Annotated in this window: 15 protein-coding genes, 11 tRNA genes and 2 rRNA genes; 27 read left to right on the top strand and 1 reads right to left on the bottom strand. The window is 44.7% G+C overall.

The features are described from left to right. Positions 1 to 153: 153 nt before the first annotated feature. The 13 genes from AC3ZVC_RS03240 to AC3ZVC_RS03180 all read left to right on the top strand — a co-directional run bounded on the left by AC3ZVC_RS03240 (position 154) and on the right by AC3ZVC_RS03180 (position 11149). Positions 154 to 1167, top strand: coding sequence for a LolA family protein (locus tag AC3ZVC_RS03240; RefSeq protein WP_490066223.1), 1014 nt, complete (start codon positions 154 to 156; stop codon positions 1165 to 1167). Between the two features lie 300 nt (positions 1168 to 1467). Next, entirely contained in the window at positions 1468 to 2625 is a 1158-nt protein-coding gene (gene alr / locus AC3ZVC_RS03235) for an alanine racemase (protein WP_490068807.1), read from the top strand. 177 nt (positions 2626 to 2802) lie between these two features. Continuing rightward, positions 2803 to 3084, top strand: a complete 282-nt coding sequence (locus AC3ZVC_RS03230) for a CopG family ribbon-helix-helix protein (protein ID WP_035331931.1) — start codon at positions 2803 to 2805, stop codon at positions 3082 to 3084. A 4-nt stretch (positions 3085 to 3088) separates the two neighbouring features. Continuing rightward, complete coding sequence (gene ndoA, locus AC3ZVC_RS03225; protein ID WP_009336311.1) at positions 3089 to 3439, top strand: type II toxin-antitoxin system endoribonuclease NdoA; 351 nt, start codon at positions 3089 to 3091, stop codon at positions 3437 to 3439. 407 nt (positions 3440 to 3846) lie between these two features. Next, the gene (locus AC3ZVC_RS03220; protein WP_490066220.1) at positions 3847 to 4680 is read left to right on the top strand and encodes an RsbT co-antagonist protein RsbRA; all 834 of its coding nucleotides are present in this window, start codon (positions 3847 to 3849) and stop codon (positions 4678 to 4680) included. Positions 4681 to 4682: 2 nt separating this feature from the next. Beyond that, positions 4683 to 5039, top strand: coding sequence for an STAS domain-containing protein (locus AC3ZVC_RS03215; RefSeq protein WP_026041667.1), 357 nt, complete (start codon positions 4683 to 4685; stop codon positions 5037 to 5039). 4 nt (positions 5040 to 5043) lie between these two features. Further along, complete coding sequence (locus AC3ZVC_RS03210; RefSeq protein WP_026580738.1) at positions 5044 to 5445, top strand: anti-sigma regulatory factor; 402 nt, start codon at positions 5044 to 5046, stop codon at positions 5443 to 5445. Positions 5446 to 5456: 11 nt separating this feature from the next. Next, positions 5457 to 6467, top strand: a complete 1011-nt coding sequence (locus AC3ZVC_RS03205; RefSeq protein WP_490066219.1) for a PP2C family protein-serine/threonine phosphatase — start codon at positions 5457 to 5459, stop codon at positions 6465 to 6467. 60 nt (positions 6468 to 6527) lie between these two features. After that, positions 6528 to 6860, top strand: coding sequence for an anti-sigma factor antagonist (locus AC3ZVC_RS03200; protein WP_214729608.1), 333 nt, complete (start codon positions 6528 to 6530; stop codon positions 6858 to 6860). Beyond that, on the top strand, positions 6857 to 7330 hold the full coding sequence (gene rsbW, locus AC3ZVC_RS03195; RefSeq protein ID WP_026580741.1) for an anti-sigma B factor RsbW: 474 nt from the start codon (positions 6857 to 6859) through the stop codon (positions 7328 to 7330). The genes AC3ZVC_RS03200 and rsbW overlap by 4 nt, the downstream gene beginning before the upstream one ends. Next, positions 7308 to 8102, top strand: coding sequence for an RNA polymerase sigma factor SigB (gene sigB, locus AC3ZVC_RS03190; protein WP_144544111.1), 795 nt, complete (start codon positions 7308 to 7310; stop codon positions 8100 to 8102). The genes rsbW and sigB overlap by 23 nt, the downstream gene beginning before the upstream one ends. Beyond that, on the top strand, positions 8099 to 8695 hold the full coding sequence (locus tag AC3ZVC_RS03185) for a PP2C family serine/threonine-protein phosphatase (RefSeq protein ID WP_490066218.1): 597 nt from the start codon (positions 8099 to 8101) through the stop codon (positions 8693 to 8695). Before sigB ends, AC3ZVC_RS03185 begins: the two co-directional genes overlap by 4 nt. Before the next feature lie 276 nt (positions 8696 to 8971). Further along, a complete protein-coding gene (locus AC3ZVC_RS03180; RefSeq protein WP_490066217.1) occupies positions 8972 to 11149 on the top strand; it encodes a Tex family protein in 2178 nt (725 codons plus the stop codon). A gap of 125 nt (positions 11150 to 11274) precedes the next feature. Here AC3ZVC_RS03180 and cmpA read toward each other — a convergent pair whose 3' ends face one another. Further along, positions 11275 to 11388 carry a cortex morphogenetic protein CmpA gene (gene cmpA / locus AC3ZVC_RS03175; RefSeq protein ID WP_009336300.1) on the bottom strand — a complete coding sequence of 38 codons (114 nt, stop codon included), beginning with the start codon at positions 11386 to 11388 and terminating at the stop codon, positions 11275 to 11277. A 180-nt stretch (positions 11389 to 11568) separates the two neighbouring features. On the opposite strand from cmpA, the gene AC3ZVC_RS03170 reads away from it, so the two are divergent. From AC3ZVC_RS03170 to AC3ZVC_RS03105, 14 genes are all read left to right on the top strand, one after another. After that, on the top strand, positions 11569 to 12042 hold the full coding sequence (locus AC3ZVC_RS03170; protein ID WP_490066216.1) for a SprT family protein: 474 nt from the start codon (positions 11569 to 11571) through the stop codon (positions 12040 to 12042). 155 nt (positions 12043 to 12197) lie between these two features. Beyond that, a tRNA-Asn gene (locus AC3ZVC_RS03165) sits at positions 12198 to 12272 on the top strand. Between the two features lie 5 nt (positions 12273 to 12277). Further along, positions 12278 to 12368, top strand: a tRNA-Ser gene (locus AC3ZVC_RS03160). Positions 12369 to 12383: 15 nt separating this feature from the next. Continuing rightward, a tRNA-Glu gene (locus tag AC3ZVC_RS03155) sits at positions 12384 to 12455 on the top strand. Between the two features lie 25 nt (positions 12456 to 12480). After that, positions 12481 to 12556, top strand: a tRNA-Asp gene (locus tag AC3ZVC_RS03150). A 5-nt stretch (positions 12557 to 12561) separates the two neighbouring features. Continuing rightward, a tRNA-Gln gene (locus AC3ZVC_RS03145) sits at positions 12562 to 12636 on the top strand. Between the two features lie 12 nt (positions 12637 to 12648). Next, positions 12649 to 12724: transfer RNA gene (locus AC3ZVC_RS03140), tRNA-Lys, on the top strand. A 15-nt stretch (positions 12725 to 12739) separates the two neighbouring features. Next, positions 12740 to 12824 (top strand) — tRNA-Leu (locus tag AC3ZVC_RS03135). A 59-nt stretch (positions 12825 to 12883) separates the two neighbouring features. After that, positions 12884 to 12969: transfer RNA gene (locus AC3ZVC_RS03130), tRNA-Leu, on the top strand. Positions 12970 to 13029: 60 nt separating this feature from the next. Beyond that, positions 13030 to 13106, top strand: a tRNA-Arg gene (locus AC3ZVC_RS03125). A gap of 6 nt (positions 13107 to 13112) precedes the next feature. Beyond that, positions 13113 to 13189: transfer RNA gene (locus AC3ZVC_RS03120), tRNA-Pro, on the top strand. A 22-nt stretch (positions 13190 to 13211) separates the two neighbouring features. Beyond that, positions 13212 to 13285 (top strand) — tRNA-Gly (locus tag AC3ZVC_RS03115). A gap of 94 nt (positions 13286 to 13379) precedes the next feature. Beyond that, positions 13380 to 14929, top strand: a 16S ribosomal RNA gene (locus AC3ZVC_RS03110). Between the two features lie 309 nt (positions 14930 to 15238). Further along, a 23S ribosomal RNA gene (locus tag AC3ZVC_RS03105) occupies positions 15239 to 18172 on the top strand. The 16S and 23S rRNA genes sit together here with 11 tRNA genes alongside, the layout of an rRNA operon. Positions 18173 to 18199: the final 27 nt, after the last annotated feature.

Raw genomic sequence — 18199 nt, 5'->3', positions numbered from 1 at the left:
ACAGGCCATTTTAACAGAGGCAAGAAATTAACAAAGCTCGCCATTCCTCCTAGCATATTCCCTAAGGTTGTCTCATATATTCATAGTGCGATAGGAGAGACAGGCCAAAAGGATTGGCCGATCTCACTGAAATGAGACAAAGGGGCTGAAGGAATGAAGAAAAAGTTGTTAATGCTGCTTGCCGGGCTCATGGTTGTTTTTGCATTGTCTGCCTGTGGATCTAAATCACAAGACGATGTTGTAAAGGAGCTTGGCAATAAGCTGGAAGACATTAAAGGGTATAAGGCAGATGCCAAAATGACTCTGCAAATGGGCACTGACCCGCAAACCTACGATATTGAAGTTTGGCATAAGGAACCAACCTATTACCGGGTGAATCTTAAAAATGCCCAAAAGGACCAAAGCCAAATGATTCTGCGGAACGATGACGGCGTATTTGTCCTCACTCCTGCGCTGAATAAGAGTTTCCGCTTCCAGAGTGATTGGCCGCAAAACAGCAGCCAGGCTTATTTATATGAATCATTAGTCAAGGATATTATTGAGGATAAGGAAGCTAAGTTCTCAGCTACAAAAGATCATTATGTGTTTGAAACGAAGACAAGATACCAAAATAATCAGATGCTTCCAGTCCAGGAAATCACACTGAAAAAGTCTGACTTGTCTCCGGTTAGCGTAAAGGTTATGGATCCGGATAAAAATGCACTTGTAACTGTAGAATTCTCAAATGTGAAGTTTAATGCCAGCTTTGATAAAAAGGACTTTGATATGCAGAAGAACATGACAGGTGCCCAGCTGGAAGTACCGGTTATGGCAGAGGTGGAAGAACAGGAATTCTCGGTTAAATATCCTCAAATGGAAATTTCAGGAGTGAATTTAGTCGATGAGAAGGAAATGAAAACAGAAGGCGGCAAGCGGGTTGTTTTAACCTATGATGGCGAAAAATCCTTCACGCTTGTACAAGAAAAAGCCACTGTAATGCCAGCTTCATCCTCCGTAACTTCAGTCAAAGGAGAACCGGTTGATCTTGGATTTACAATTGGAGCTTTATCTGACAACACCATTTCATGGACATACCAGGGTGTTGATTACATGATTGCTTCCAACGATTTATCTCCGGAAGAGATGTCCATGCTTGCCCGTTCCGTCCAGGGTGACATGGTGAAATAAAGTCTTACCTTAAACAGGTCCTCAAGAGGGGCCTGTTTTATTATTGTTTCCAGATTATAGATTTGTTTTTGCTAAAAATCAGGTTGAGTTTTCGGGAATTGAACTGATTTCATGCTGTTTACCTTATATATTATCGGCCGCTTGGCCATATTTGTTAAAATTATGGGCACTTACCGATTTGCGTTTGATAGAAGAAATTCCATATTTATAGCCAAATAATTCATTTGACAAATCCTCCTGTGGAGTTTGATAATCGACATGTACAGATTATGGAATTGGCTAAAGGACGTGAATACATCAATGGGTGAACAAACAAATATGTATAGAGATACTTGGGCAGAGATAAATCTTGACCATATTTCATATAATGTAGAGTCAATGAAAAAGCATGTAAAAGAAGGCACAATTGTCATTGCTGTTGTAAAGGCGAACGGTTATGGGCATGGCGACGCCGCTGTGGCTGAAGCTGCATTGGATGCAGGTGCTTCCTATCTTGCAGTTGCAACACTCGATGAGGCGATAGCTTTGAGAAAGAAAAAGGTTGCAGCCCCTATTTTAGTAATGGGTGCGAGCCGTCCGGAAAATGCGGGTGATGCAGCCAAAGAGAATATTTCCCTTACAGTATTTCAAAAGGATTGGCTAGCGTCTGCCAAAAATTTCATTAAGAGCAGTGAGGTGCTGGCCATCCACTTAAAGTTTGACACAGGAATGGGACGTTTGGGCATTCGCAGCCTGGATGAGCTGCAGGGAATTGAGAGCGTTATCAAAGGGGACAAGCGCTTTCTGATTGAAGGGGTATTTACCCATTTTGCCACAGCAGACTCTTTGAATAATGCTTATTTTGAGCAGCAGCTGAGCCGATTTGAGGAGATGGTGGAATGGATGGAAGCGGTTCCGAAGTATGTCCATTCCAGTAATAGCGCTGCTGGTCTTAGATTTCCCCAGGCCCATTTAAATGCTGTGAGAATGGGCATCAGCATGTACGGACTGGCTCCTTCAATGGAAATGAAGCCCGAGCTTCCTTTTCCGCTGAAAGAGGCTTTTTCCCTAAATACAAGAATTGCTCATGTCAAGAAGATTCATAAAGGTGAAAAGGTTAGCTATGGTGCCACTTATGAGGCTAGTGAGGATGAATGGATCGCGACTTTGCCGATCGGTTATGCGGATGGCTGGATCCGAAAGCTTCAGGGGCAGGAAGTTCTTGCAGAAGGTATGAGGGTTCCGATCGTTGGGAGAATATGCATGGATCAATGCATGATTAAGCTTCCTCATGAAATGCCTGTTGGAACGCAGGTTACTCTGATTGGCGAACAGGGCGGCGAAAGAGTTACTGTGGATGAAGTTGCCGAAAAACTTGAAACAATTAACTATGAAATTACCTGTATGGTATCTTCTCGGGTTCCGCGCATATATAAAAGAGATGGCCAGATTATCGGGGGAGTCAATTATCTGCTATAATGAAGAGGGCGATTGCTTTCAATTGCCATTTCATCGAATTTCATGCATAAAAGGTTATTTTTTTGGCCGATAATACAGAAGAATTAAAGAATCCCCTTTGCAGTGGGCGTTATTAATGGTAATATTGAAAATGGTAGATATAAAAATGGTGTGTAGTGATGGTGGAGGTGTATGTTTGTGTCTGAGTCCAGCACAACAACAGAGATAATGGTAAAATTACCGCAACATCTTTTAACCGAGTTAGACGGATTTGCAAAGCAGGAAAACGTTAACCGGAGTGAATTCATTTATCAAGCAACCAAAATGTATTTGCGTGAACGCAAAAAAAGACAAATTCGCGAATCCATGAGACGAGGCTATATGGAGATGGCGAAAATAAATTTGACGATTGCATCTGAAGCATTTCAAGCGGAATACGAGGCAGAACACACAGTTGAACGTCTAGTAAGCGGAGGATAATCCTTTGATTGTCAAACGTGGTGACGTTTATTTTGCAGACCTATCCCCAGTTGTTGGTTCAGAACAAGGCGGCGTCCGTCCAGTGCTTGTCATCCAAAACGACATCGGGAATCGGTTTAGTCCCACAGTAATTGTTGCAGCAATCACAGCTCAAATTCAAAAAGCTAAGCTGCCTACTCACGTTGAAATTGATGCGAAGCGTTATGGTTTTGAAAGGGATTCGGTCATCTTATTAGAACAGATTCGTACAATTGATAAACAACGCTTAACCGATAAAATAACCCATCTCGATGACGAAATGATGGAAAAAGTGGATGAAGCCGTGCAAATCAGCTTAGGCCTCATCGAATTCTAACAAAACGCTCTTTTAAGGGCGTTTTTTTTGTTTTTATGCAAAAAAGGTTTACATCTTTTGAAAGAGGGTAAAAAAGAAAGTCTTTTATATTTTTAAAAAGCATCAGTTGTGTAAATATACCCAATTAAATGGAGGACTACACCTTGGTGTTTTAATAGTCAGCCCCTTAATTTAATCCTATTTATAGGTTGAAAAGAGGTTTTTTATAAAAAACTGTCGAAATAACATGCATCGTTCTATTATTAGGGAAACATAATAGGTATCATTTGACTGGCAATCCTTGTTATCATTAAATAGATGTATATGGAACGGGGTTTACTTATTTTTTTACAAATTTTTTGTTTGCTTTACAATAAAGGGGATTTGGAAGGCTAATAATATATATATGATAAAATAGGGAGGCACTAATGGATTCCACAATTTTAAATTATATTCAGCAAAATAAAGACGTTATTTTCAATGACTGGCTTCAAGCCACTAAGGAAAATGCGGACGAAAGAGTTACCAAGGTTGTTTCCGACCAGGTATTTGTTGGGACGAGCCGGGAGTTTATAGACCTGATTATTTCAAATATAAAAAGCTCAAATGAGGAATTCACTTCAAAGCTAAGTGATTTCTCTGAGAAAATTGTCCGCTTGGGCTGGCCTCTCAGTTTTGTAACCAAGGGATTGCAAACATTCGGAAAAATTGTATTTGAGAGCATGCAGGATGCAGGAATTGTTACGAATGAAAACCAGCTGAAAATTGTATATGAATTTGACAGCTGGATGACTCCGATGGTGAATGAAGTCGTTAATATGTATTCAACCACATGGGAAAGAACGGTCTCCCTGCAAAAGATCGCTCTCCAGGAATTGTCTGCTCCGCTGATACCTGTTTTTGAAGGAATAACGGTTATGCCACTTGTCGGTACTATTGATACGGAGCGGGCGAAACAGATCATGGAGAATCTTTTAAATGGGGTCGTTAAACACCGTTCTGAAGTGGTTCTCATTGATATTACCGGTGTGCCGGTTGTCGATACGATGGTAGCCCATCATATTATTCAGGCTGCTGATGCTGTAAGGCTTGTCGGAGCGAAATGCATGCTTGTAGGAATTCGCCCTGAAATTGCCCAAACAATTGTAAACTTGGGCATCGATTTAAACCAGTTTACTACAAAGAATACTCTTAAAAAGGGAGTTGAAGCGGCCCTTGAGTTAACAAGCCGCAAAATTGTGAATGTGGAGGGAGCGGAGTGAAAGTGAGAATTCCGATTTTAAAGTTAAACGATTGTTTGTTAGTCTCCATCCAATGGGAATTAGATGACCAGACTGCACTTCAGTTTCAGGAGGATTTGCTTCATAAAATCCATGAAACAAGTGCAAATGGAGTCGTGATTGATTTAACTTCTATTGACTTTATTGATTCATTCATCGCTAAAGTTTTAGGCGACGTAATAAATATGTCCAAACTGATGGGTGCAAAAGTAGTCATTACCGGAATACAGCCTGCCGTCGCAATTACGCTGATTGAGTTAGGTATTGGGTTAGATGATGTCCTTACTGCATTAGATTTAGAAAAAGGTTTGGAGAAATTACAACAGGAATTGGGGGAGTAACTGTATGGAAAACCAATCCTGCGTTAAAATCATAAACGAATGGGACATCGTTGCAGCCCGCCAGCTTGGGCGGAATGTTGCTAAAGAGCTTGGTTTTGGTACAGTTGACCAGGCCAGAATCACTACAGCCATTAGTGAACTTGCCCGGAACATCTACTTATACGCCGGACAAGGACAGATCTGTATAGAAAAAATATATGACGGCGGAAAAGCGGGATTGCGTATAGTTGCAGTAGACAGCGGCCCTGGAATAAATGATTTACGCCAAGTAATGGAAGATGGATTCTCAACATCGGGGGGATTAGGAGCCGGCCTGCCAGGTGTCAAACGGTTAATGGATGAGTTCTTAATTGACTCCAATCCGGGAACTGGGACAGATATAAAAGCAACTAAGTGGCTCCGTTAGGGGGAAGCGGTATGGATTTCCGAGAAATGATGGAGTCAAAGTATCGGGATATTCTGGAGAATTATATAAAGGAACAATCTGAACAGGCTTTGTATCAGGGCCAGAAGTTCAGCAGGAAGTCGATTGAACACAAAGTCTCTCCTGAAGAGATTATTAGCGTTCATAAAAGTCTGATGGGTGAACTGTATCCAGACTTGCCTGAGTATGTTCACCATTCTTTTGATATCCTTTTGGAAGTCATGATTGGGTATGGATTTGCCTATAGGGAGCACCAGAACTTGAAGCATATTCAGCAGGAGCTTAGAACGGAAATGGAAATTGCCGCTAATGTTCAGCAGACTCTGCTGGGTACCCAGGTTCCTTCTGTAGAAGGGCTGGACATTGGCGCAATTAGTGTTCCTGCTAAACATATGAACGGTGATTATTTCCACTTTGTTCAGGATGAAAATGGCAGTATTAGCATTGCGATTGCTGATGTTATCGGAAAAGGCCTTCCGGCAGCTTTATGTATGTCCATGATTAAGTACGCCATGGATAGTTTGCCTGAAAACCGCAATGATCCTAAAAGTGTCCTTGAGAGCCTTAATCGGGTTGTGGAACAAAACGTTGATCTGACTATGTTTATAACAATGTTCTACGGGATTTACGATACAAATACCCATATGTTCTCATATGGTTCTGCCGGCCATGAGCCAGGGCTTTTCTTCAATGCCGATGAAGGTGAATTTACAGAGCTAGTGGCTAAAGGCCTTCTTCTGGGCATAGATAAAAAAACTAAGTACCGCCAGTACGAAAAAGGAGTAAATCCCGGAGATATGATTATATTAATGTCAGATGGGGTAACAGAATGCCGTACTGAAGAAGGTTTCATTGAAAAAGAAACATTGCTTGAATTAATCAAGAAATATATTCATTTGAATGCACAGGAAATTGTTAATAGCGTATATAAAGAACTCGAAAAGCTCCAGCATTTTCAATTGCGAGACGATTTTACCTTAATTATTTTAAAAAGAAATGTTTAACCTGTTTAAACTACGGGTAAGTAGTAAAATGCAGTTGACATGTAAAGAGGTGGGTCAGTTATGAATATTACAATAGATGTAAAAGAAAATGATATGCTAATTGAAGCAATGGTTAGCGGAGAAATTGATGCATATACAGCTCCAAAGCTCCGGGAAGAGCTTTTTCCTTTAACGGAAAAAGAAGGAGTGGAAATGGTGGTAAACCTATCTGAAGTCTCTTATATGGATAGTACCGGCTTAGGCGTATTTGTTGGTGTATTTAAAAATGTACGTGCAAATAACGGCAAGTTTAAAATAATAGGTTTGTCGGATCGATTAAAGAGACTTTTTGAAATTACTGGTCTAGCCGATATTATTGATATAAACAGCGGGATTGAAGGTGGAGTACAATGAACGAACCATTTGATTATATAGAGGTGAAAATACCGGCTAAGCCGGAATTCGTTGGGGTAATCCGCCTGACTCTATCCGGGATTGCCAGCAGAATGGGATTTGCCTATGAAGAAATTGAAGATTTAAAAATTGCAACGAGTGAAGCATGCACCAATGCAGTCCAACACGCATACAAGCAGAATGAACAAGGTGAAGTAGTCATCGGTTTCGGGTTGTATAATGACCGTCTTGAAGTTATGGTTGCAGACAGCGGCAAGAGTTTTGATTTTCAATCTGCGAGACAAGGCATTGGACCATATGACCAGACTGATTCTGTGGAATTTTTGCGTGAAGGAGGCTTGGGCCTATACCTGATTGAAACATTGATGGATGAAGTAAGAATTCATCACAAAGAGGGTGTTACGGTCTTCATGACCAAATACCTAGAAGGAGAGCAGGTGGAGAGGGATGCAAAAACAATCTCAACCTAATCAAAAATCCAAAGAAGAAACAAATGCTTTAATCAAGGCTTACCAGCTTCACCAAGATGAAGAAGCTCAAAATGCGCTTGTCCTTCAGTATCAGAACCTGGTCGAAGCTATTGCCCGCAAGTATTCAAAAGGTCGTTCGTATCATGAAGATATTGTCCAAGTCGGCATTATCGGGCTATTAGGGGCGATCCGCCGGTATGATGAATCTTACGGAAAAACATTCGAAGCCTTTGCGGTTCCGACTATCATTGGTGAAATTAAGCGCTTTTTAAGGGATAAAACATGGAGTGTCCATGTGCCTCGCCGAATAAAAGAGCTGGGTCCGAAAATAAAGGCCACAGTTGAAGAGCTAACAACTGAGCTTCATCGTTCTCCTAGAGTGGACGAAATTGCCGATGTGCTCGGTGTATCAGAAGAAGAAGTGCTGGAAGCAATGGAAATGGGCAAAAGCTACCAAGCGCTTTCTGTTGACCACTCAATCGAAGCTGACTCTGATGGCGGAACAGTAACATTGCTGGATATCGTCGGGAATGAGGACGAGGGCTTCGAAAAGGTAAACCAAATGCTTGTACTTGAAAAAGTCCTGCATGTCTTATCAGAGAGAGAAAAATTGATTATCCAATACACATATCTTGAGAATATGAGCCAGAAAGAAGCTGGGGATAAGCTGGGAATTTCCCAAATGCATGTCTCAAGACTCCAAAGGCGTGCGATCAAGAAACTCCAAGAAGCTATCCATGCTGAAACAAATAACTCGGAGTGCCTTTCATGACCAAATTGGTTAGGGACAACATCGAAGTGATCGCTCACCAGACGGCTAAAGAAGGAAAATCATTCTGCGGGGATGGCTATTATTTTACCGCAACAGATGAATACTTTGTATGTGTACTAGCAGACGGCCTTGGAAGCGGAGAATTTGCGTATGAAGCATCTTCTGCCGTTATAGGAGTTGTAGAAGAGCACCATGAGAAAGACGTAGATGCAATCATGAAGCTTTGCAATGAGGTTCTTATACAAAAGCGAGGAGCGGCAGTTGCGCTGTTTAAGGTGCATTTTGCCACTAGGGAGTTTGTTTATAGCTGTGTAGGAAATATTCGATTTTTCCTTTACTCCTCAACTGGCAAACTAACCTATCCTCTCCCTGTTACGGGGTATCTGTCGGGGAGGCCGCAGGTGTTTCACACTCAACGGTTTACGTATGAAGCTGATTCGAAATTCTTAATATACTCAGATGGCTTAAATATTCAAGGGGTTAAATCTTTGCTAAAAGCATTTCTCCCTATTGATCTTATCTCGGAGGATATAAAAAAGCAGTATCCATCAACAGCCGATGATGCTACTTTTATACTTGGAAGCTTACTCTAAAACAGGGTAAGCTTTTTGTTTTAGGCTCTGTTAAACTTGCCTGCTAAATTCAAGAAGCTCAGCGAACTACGGGCGGTCCGTGAGCAATTAAAAGCACTAAGGGCTCCCTTTGAATCGCTTCTTTCGCGAGGGTCTCGTCCAATCAGAGGGTGCCATAATCAACAATGAGCTTTAGCGGAAGCTAGTTTAAAAAGGACTGGTCCGTCATGGCAAGTGTGAAACTTTAAAAAGGTTTTGTTAAAATAAAAGATGAAACTCTATGATGGAGGAATGAACTTGGAGAAAACATTGGATAAACAAGATCGAGTGCTAAATATGATTGCTGGAGAGCTATCAATAGCAGTTAAACAAGTGAGGAATACAATAAGCTTATTGGAAGAAGGAAATACCGTTCCATTTATAGCCCGTTATAGAAAAGAGCAGACTGGCGCATTGGATGAGGTTCAAATCCGCGGTATTATGGAGCGCTGGCAATACATACAAAACCTTAATCACAGGAAAGAAGAAGTAGTCCGTTTAATTGAAGAGCAGGGGAAATTGACAGATGAATTAAAATCCAAAATTGAAAAAGCAGTTAAATTGCAGGAGGTTGAGGATTTATACCGCCCTTTCAAGCAGAAACGCCGTACGAAAGCGACTGTGGCAAAAGAAAAGGGGCTTGAGCCTTTGGCTGTATGGCTGCTTACCTTTTCGCTTAATGAAAAGCCTGAAATAAAAGCGAAAGAATTTTTGTCAGAAGAAAAGGAAGTAAACAATGTTGAGGAAGCAATCTTAGGTGCAAAAGACATCGTCGCAGAATGGGTATCGGATGAAGCAGACAGCAGGAAATGGATCCGTACAGAAACTGCCAGAAAAGGAACAATCGAGTCGTCTGTAAAAAATAAAGAAAATGACGAAAAGAGCGTTTATGAAATGTATTATGAATATGAGGAGCCCATTAATAAAATTGTTCCTCACCGAACACTGGCATTAAACAGAGGAGAAAAGGAAGATGTATTAAAAATAAATATAAAGCCAAATACAGACTTTATCCTGAACTACTTATTTAAAAAGTGGGTGCAGGACGGCCGTTCTCTTGCTGCCCCAATAGTAAAAGAAGCGATTGAGGATGGGTATAAGCGGTTAATACAGCCTTCCATTGAACGTGAAATACGCAATGAGTTAACAGAAAAGGCTGAAGAGCAGGCGATCATGATTTTCTCGGAAAACCTCAGAAAACTATTGCTGCAGCCTCCGTTAAAAGGCAAGGTTGTACTAGGTGTGGACCCTGCCTATAGAACAGGCTGTAAGCTTGCTGTTGTTGATGATACAGGGAAAGTCCTAAATATCGATGTCATTTATCCTCATCCTCCTGTTTCCAAAACAAAACAGGCTAGAGAAAAAGTTATTCATATACTCAATACCTTTAAGGTAGAAATGGTTGCGATCGGCAATGGAACTGCATCGAGAGAAACAGAACAATTTATAGCAGACATTTTAAAAGAAATGAAGGATGAGATTTTCTATTTAATCGTTAATGAAGCAGGAGCTAGCGTCTATTCTGCATCCGATTTGGCAAGAGAGGAATTCCCGGATCTGCAGGTAGAAGAAAGGAGTGCGATATCCATTGCACGCCGCCTTCAAGATCCGCTTGCAGAGCTTGTGAAAATTGATCCAAAATCTGTTGGTGTGGGGCAATATCAGCATGATGTATCCCAAAAGAGATTGTCCGGGTCGCTGGACTTTGTAGTGGAAACTGCAGTAAACCAAGTGGGTGTCAATGTCAATACAGCATCATCGTCACTTCTCCAGCATGTTGCGGGGCTCTCAAAAACAGTTGCCAATAATATAGTCAAAAAGCGTGAAGAGGATGGAAAGTTTGCAAACCGCAAGCAGCTGAAAAAAATTCCGCGCCTTGGAGCAAAAACTTATGAGCAGGCGATTGGATTCTTAAGAGTTGTGGATGGAAAAGAGCCGTTGGACAGGACAGGCATTCACCCTGAAACGTATGCAGAAGTAAATAAGCTGCTGACTAATCTTGGTTTTAAGTCCAATGATCTTGGGACCCTTTCATTAAGAAATGCCCTAGCAGGGTTGAACATTAGCCAAACAGCACAAGAGCTTGAAATTGGCGAACTGACGTTAAAAGATATAATCGATGCGTTAATGAGACCCGAAAGAGACCCTCGTGATGAGTTGCCAAAGCCTCTATTAAAGAAGGAAGTATTAAAGCTCGAAGATTTACAAGAAGGCATGGAACTTCAGGGGACAGTACGAAACGTAGTCGACTTTGGCGCTTTTGTTGATATTGGAGTCAAACAGGACGGCCTTGTTCATATCTCAAAACTTAGCCGTCAATTTGTAAAGCATCCATTAGATGTTGTATCTGTAGGTGATGTAGTCACAGTCTGGGTTGACTCTGTAGATAAACAGAAAGGAAGAGTCGCCTTAACTATGCTGGACCCGTCAAGTTAAATGGAAAAACACTGCTTATTTTGTCCAGCTTCAGCGCCTTGCTCTCGAGCCGTAAGTCAAATCACTCAGAAATCAGGACTTCCTGCGTGATTCGCCTTATGCTTATCGCAAGGCGCTCAGCTTTTCTATGAGCAGTGTTTTTTTCTATAAAAAAACCAGCATTGATTTAATAATTTTATCTGATAACGGTCCTTCTCGTAAAACGCACGCTGGATTTGGTTCTGAAACCAAACAGGCATATGATTACCTCCCGTATGTTAGGTTTAATCCTTAAGGTGTATGTGGATATGGAATGGATTCCTTATCGTAAGGAAAGTAGGGGCTCCTAAAAATCAGAACAGCTCCTTCTCTGTAAAAGGTATATATAATGTATGCTATAATAGGTTGTCATGTTCACTATAAAAGGGGAAAACATTGCAATGAAAGACAAAGATCTTCAAATACTTGTTGAAAAGATATCTTTAGAAAGCTTTGGCAAACTATTTCGCCACCAAGCATACTTTAATGCCAGGCTTAGATCGACGGGCGGAAGGTATTTGTTAAACTCTCATCATATAGAAATAAATAAAAAATATTATGAGCAGCTTGGAATTGAAGAACTTGTTGGCATAATTAAGCATGAGCTTTGCCATTATCATTTGCACTTAGAGGGCAGAGGATATAAACACCGTGATCAGGATTTCAGGCAGTTAATGAAAGAAGTGGGAGCGCCACGATTTTGCTCAGCTTTGCCTGATCGCCAAAAAAGAAGAACACCCAAGAAAATACTTATTTACATTTGTAAAGAGTGCAATCAAACTTATCAGAGAAGAAGAGCTATTGATACCAAGAGATATGTTTGCGGAAAATGCAGGGGGAAATTAGTGTTCGAAAAAGAATTGACAATGGATTAAAAAGGATTTATATTTAGTAATTGTCGCAGGACAATAATAGGACGAGAGGTTAATAAATTCTTTCAAAAACAAGCTTGACTTTTGAAGTCCACGTCCTTATAATGTAAAGAGTCGATAAGATGATTACCACGATTTCGACTAAGATTCATTACTATTCCGCAGTAGCTCAGTGGTAGAGCATTCGGCTGTTAACCGAACGGTCGCAGGTTCGAATCCTGCCTGCGGAGCCATATTTGGGGAAGTACTCAAGTGGCTGAAGAGGCGCCCCTGCTAAGGGTGTAGGTCGCGTAAGCGGCGCGAGGGTTCAAATCCCTCCTTCTCCGCCAGAATATTCTCACAATGGCCCGTTGGTCAAGCGGTTAAGACACCGCCCTTTCACGGCGGTAACACGGGTTCGAATCCCGTACGGGTCACTTTCTTTTAAAAAAACAATAAGCAGGTCCCGTGGTGTAGCGGTTAACATGCCTGCCTGTCACGCAGGAGATCGCGGGTTCGATTCCCGTCGGGACCGCCATTTGTTGGGCTATAGCCAAGCGGTAAGGCACCGGACTTTGACTCCGTCACTCGCAGGTTCGAATCCTGCTAGCCCAGCCATTTTTTGTTTGTGAGCCATTAGCTCAGTCGGTAGAGCATCTGACTTTTAATCAGAGGGTCGAAGGTTCGAGTCCTTCATGGCTCACCATTTTAATTTAATATTGCGGGTGTGGCGGAATTGGCAGACGCACCAGACTTAGGATCTGGCGCCGCAAGGCGTGGGGGTTCGACTCCCTTCACCCGCACCATTAATTACCATTGAATTGTTTATTTCATCCTGGTATGATAGTTATTGTCGCTTCATTAAGCGGTCGTGGCGGAATGGCAGACGCGCTAGGTTGAGGGCCTAGTGGGGGCAACCCCGTGGAGGTTCAAGTCCTCTCGGCCGCACCAAAGAAAGTTGTTGACAGACGGTTTTTAAGCCATTATAATATAAGAGTTGCTTTTAAAAATGCGCCCGTAGCTCAATTGGATAGAGCGTTTGACTACGGATCAAAAGGTTAGGGGTTCGACTCCTCTCGGGCGCGCCATATTTACGGGGAGTAGCTCAGCTTGGTAGAGCACTTGGTTTGGGACCAAGGGGTCGCAGGTTCGAATCCTGTCTTCCCGACCATTCGGGAAAAACAAATATATATGCGGGTGTAGTTTAGTGGTAAAACCTCAGCCTTCCAAGCTGATGATGAGGGTTCGATTCCCTTCACCCGCTCCAATTTTATTGATCTTTGAAAACTGAACGAACAAAAACGTCAACGTTAATTCTTTAGTCTTTTTTGAAAAGACAACTTATGAGCTTAATCAACTCTTATATGGAGAGTTTGATCCTGGCTCAGGACGAACGCTGGCGGCGTGCCTAATACATGCAAGTCGAGCGGACGGATGGGAGCTTGCTCCCTGAAGTCAGCGGCGGACGGGTGAGTAACACGTGGGCAACCTGCCTGTAAGACTGGGATAACTTCGGGAAACCGGAGCTAATACCGGATAACTCTTTCCCTCACATGAGGGAAAGCTGAAAGATGGTTTCGGCTATCACTTACAGATGGGCCCGCGGCGCATTAGCTAGTTGGTGAGGTAACGGCTCACCAAGGCAACGATGCGTAGCCGACCTGAGAGGGTGATCGGCCACACTGGGACTGAGACACGGCCCAGACTCCTACGGGAGGCAGCAGTAGGGAATCTTCCGCAATGGACGAAAGTCTGACGGAGCAACGCCGCGTGAGTGATGAAGGTTTTCGGATCGTAAAACTCTGTTGTTAGGGAAGAACAAGTACCGGAGTAACTGCCGGTACCTTGACGGTACCTAACCAGAAAGCCACGGCTAACTACGTGCCAGCAGCCGCGGTAATACGTAGGTGGCAAGCGTTGTCCGGAATTATTGGGCGTAAAGCGCGCGCAGGCGGTTCCTTAAGTCTGATGTGAAAGCCCCCGGCTCAACCGGGGAGGGTCATTGGAAACTGGGGAACTTGAGTGCAGAAGAGAAGAGTGGAATTCCACGTGTAGCGGTGAAATGCGTAGAGATGTGGAGGAACACCAGTGGCGAAGGCGACTCTTTGGTCTGTAACTGACGCTGAGGCGCGAAAGCGTGGGGAGCAAACAGGATTAGATACCCTGGTAGTCCACGCCGTAAACGATGAGTGCTAAGTGTTAGAGGGTTTCCGCCCTTTAGTGCTGCAGCAAACGCATTAAGCACTCCGCCTGGGGAGTACGGCCGCAAGGCTGAAACTCAAAGGAATTGACGGGGGCCCGCACAAGCGGTGGAGCATGTGGTTTAATTCGAAGCAACGCGAAGAACCTTACCAGGTCTTGACATCTCCTGACAACCCTAGAGATAGGGCGTTCCCCTTCGGGGGACAGGATGACAGGTGGTGCATGGTTGTCGTCAGCTCGTGTCGTGAGATGTTGGGTTAAGTCCCGCAACGAGCGCAACCCTTGATCTTAGTTGCCAGCATTCAGTTGGGCACTCTAAGGTGACTGCCGGTGACAAACCGGAGGAAGGTGGGGATGACGTCAAATCATCATGCCCCTTATGACCTGGGCTACACACGTGCTACAATGGATGGTACAAAGGGCTGCGAGACCGCGAGGTTAAGCGAATCCCATAAAACCATTCTCAGTTCGGATTGCAGGCTGCAACTCGCCTGCATGAAGCCGGAATCGCTAGTAATCGCGGATCAGCATGCCGCGGTGAATACGTTCCCGGGCCTTGTACACACCGCCCGTCACACCACGAGAGTTTGTAACACCCGAAGTCGGTGGGGTAACCTTTTGGAGCCAGCCGCCTAAGGTGGGACAGATGATTGGGGTGAAGTCGTAACAAGGTAGCCGTATCGGAAGGTGCGGCTGGATCACCTCCTTTCTAAGGATATTTACTTGAGACGTGACGTGTTTTGTTCGTTTAGTTTTGAGAGACCAATCTCTCATTGAATTATTCGTTCTTTGAAAACTAGATAATGTTAATGAAGAAGCAATAACCGAGTAATCGCCATCTTAGTTTTTTTCTCTTATGTAAGTTTTTTAAAACCAAGTAAGAGCACAAACCATGAGGACGATGAGCGGCAAGAAGATCAAGGAAGCGACCGAACGAGCACCGGAGCGTACGAGAGTACGTGAGGAGCACAGTGACGGAGCTGACGCAGAGATTCGCAGTCGATCAGCGGCCGAAGTAGGTTAAGTTAGAAAGGGCGCACGGTGAATGCCTTGGCACTAGGAGCCGATGAAGGACGGGACTAACTCCGATATACTTCGGGGAGCTGTAAGTAAGCTTTGATCCGGAGATTTCCGAATGGGGAAACCCCCTATCCGTAATGGGATAGGATCTTTACCTGAATACATAGGGTATGGAAGGCAGACCCGGGGAACTGAAACATCTAAGTACCCGGAGGAAGAGAAAGCAAACGCGATTCCCTGAGTAGCGGCGAGCGAAACGGGATTAGCCCAAACCAAGAGGCTTGCCTCTTGGGGTTGTAGGACACTCTACACGGAGTTACAAAGGAACGAGGTAAATGAACAGGTCTGGAAAGGCCGGCCAGAGAAGGTAAAAGCCCTGTAGTTGAAACTTCGTTCCCTCCAGAGTGGATCCTGAGTACGGCGGGACACGAGAAATCCCGTCGGAAGCAGGGAGGACCATCTCCCAAGGCTAAATACTCCCTAGTGACCGATAGTGAACCAGTACCGTGAGGGAAAGGTGAAAAGCACCCCGGAAGGGGAGTGAAAGAGAACCTGAAACCGTGTGCCTACAAGTAGTTAGAGCCCGTTAATGGGTGATAGCGTGCCTTTTGTAGAATGAACCGGCGAGTTACGATTACATGCGAGGTTAAGTTGACAAGACGGAGCCGCAGCGAAAGCGAGTCTGAATAGGGCGAATGAGTATGTGGTCGTAGACCCGAAACCAGGTGATCTACCCATGTCCAGGGTGAAGTCCAGGTAACACTGGATGGAGGCCCGAACCCACGCACGTTGAAAAGTGCGGGGATGAGGTGTGGGTAGCGGAGAAATTCCAATCGAACTTGGAGATAGCTGGTTCTCTCCGAAATAGCTTTAGGGCTAGCCTCATGTAGTAAGAGTCTTGGAGGTAGAGCACTGTTTGGACTAGGGGCCCTCATCGGGTTACCGAATTCAGACAAACTCCGAATGCCAAAGACTTATCCATGGGAGTCAGACTGCGAGTGATAGATCCGTAGTCAAGAGGGAAACAGCCCAGACCACCAGCTAAGGTCCCAAAGTATACGTTAAGTGGAAAAGGATGTGGAGTTGCTTAGACAACCAGGATGTTGGCTTAGAAGCAGCCACCATTTAAAGAGTGCGTAATAGCTCACTGGTCGAGTGACTCCGCGCCGAAAATGTACCGGGGCTAAACGTATCACCGAAGCTGTGGATGGACATCTGCGATGTCCGTGGTAGGAGAGCGTTCTAAGGGCGTTGAAGCTAGACCGCAAGGACTGGTGGAGCGCTTAGAAGTGAGAATGCCGGTATGAGTAGCGAAAGATGGGTGAGAATCCCATCCACCGAATGCCTAAGGTTTCCTGAGGAAGGCTCGTCCGCTCAGGGTTAGTCGGGACCTAAGCCGAGGCTGAAAAGCGTAGGCGATGGACAACAGGTTGATATTCCTGTACCACCTCTTTACCGTTTGAGCAATGGGGGGACGCAGGAGGATAGGGTAAGCGCGCTGTTGGATATGCGCGTCCAAGCAGTTAGGCCGGTAACGAGGCAAATCCCGTTACCATACAGGCTGAGCTGTGACGGCGAGGGAAATTTAGTACCGAAGTTCCTGATTCCACACTGCCAAGAAAAGCCTCTAGCGAGGGAAAAGGTGCCCGTACCGCAAACCGACACAGGTAGGCGAGGAGAGAATCCTAAGGTGAGCGAGAGAACTCTCGTTAAGGAACTCGGCAAAATGACCCCGTAACTTCGGGAGAAGGGGTGCTCATTAGGGTGAATAGCCCTGATGAGCCGCAGTGAATAGGCCCAGGCGACTGTTTAGCAAAAACACAGGTCTCTGCGAAGCCGCAAGGCGAAGTATAGGGGCTGACGCCTGCCCGGTGCTGGAAGGTTAAGAGGAGAGGTTAGCGCAAGCGAAGCTTTGAATCGAAGCCCCAGTAAACGGCGGCCGTAACTATAACGGTCCTAAGGTAGCGAAATTCCTTGTCGGGTAAGTTCCGACCCGCACGAAAGGCGTAACGATCTGGGCACTGTCTCAACGAGAGACTCGGTGAAATTATAGTACCTGTGAAGATGCAGGTTACCCGCGACAGGACGGAAAGACCCCGTGGAGCTTTACTGTAGCCTGATATTGAATTTTGGTACAGCTTGTACAGGATAGGTAGGAGCCGTAGAAACCGGAGCGCCAGCTTCGGTGGAGGCGTCGGTGGGATACTACCCTGGCTGTATTGAAATTCTAACCCGCGCCCCTTATCGGGGCGGGAGACAGTGTCAGGTGGGCAGTTTGACTGGGGCGGTCGCCTCCTAAAAAGTAACGGAGGCGCCCAAAGGTTCCCTCAGAATGGTTGGAAATCATTCGCAGAGTGTAAAGGCACAAGGGAGCTTGACTGCGAGACCTACAAGTCGAGCAGGGACGAAAGTCGGGCTTAGTGATCCGGTGGTTCCGCATGGAAGGGCCATCGCTCAACGGATAAAAGCTACCCCGGGGATAACAGGCTTATCTCCCCCAAGAGTCCACATCGACGGGGAGGTTTGGCACCTCGATGTCGGCTCATCGCATCCTGGGGCTGTAGTCGGTCCCAAGGGTTGGGCTGTTCGCCCATTAAAGCGGTACGCGAGCTGGGTTCAGAACGTCGTGAGACAGTTCGGTCCCTATCCGTCGTGGGCGCAGGAAATTTGAGAGGAGCTGTCCTTAGTACGAGAGGACCGGGATGGACGCACCGCTGGTGTACCAGTTGTCTTGCCAAAGGCATCGCTGGGTAGCTATGTGCGGAAGGGATAAGTGCTGAAAGCATCTAAGCATGAAGCCCCCCTCGAGATGAGATTTCCCATAGCGTCAAGCTAGTAAGATCCCTGAAAGATGATCAGGTTGATAGGTCAGAGGTGGAAGCGTGGCGACATGTGGAGCTGACTGATACTAATCGATCGAGGACTTAACCAAGTTATTGGTGAATACTCGGCAACACTT

It is taken from the genome of Cytobacillus sp. C11.1, from assembly GCF_058145115.1.
Note: the sequence above shows the minus strand (reverse complement) of the source record. Positions and strands in the feature narration are given on the sequence as shown.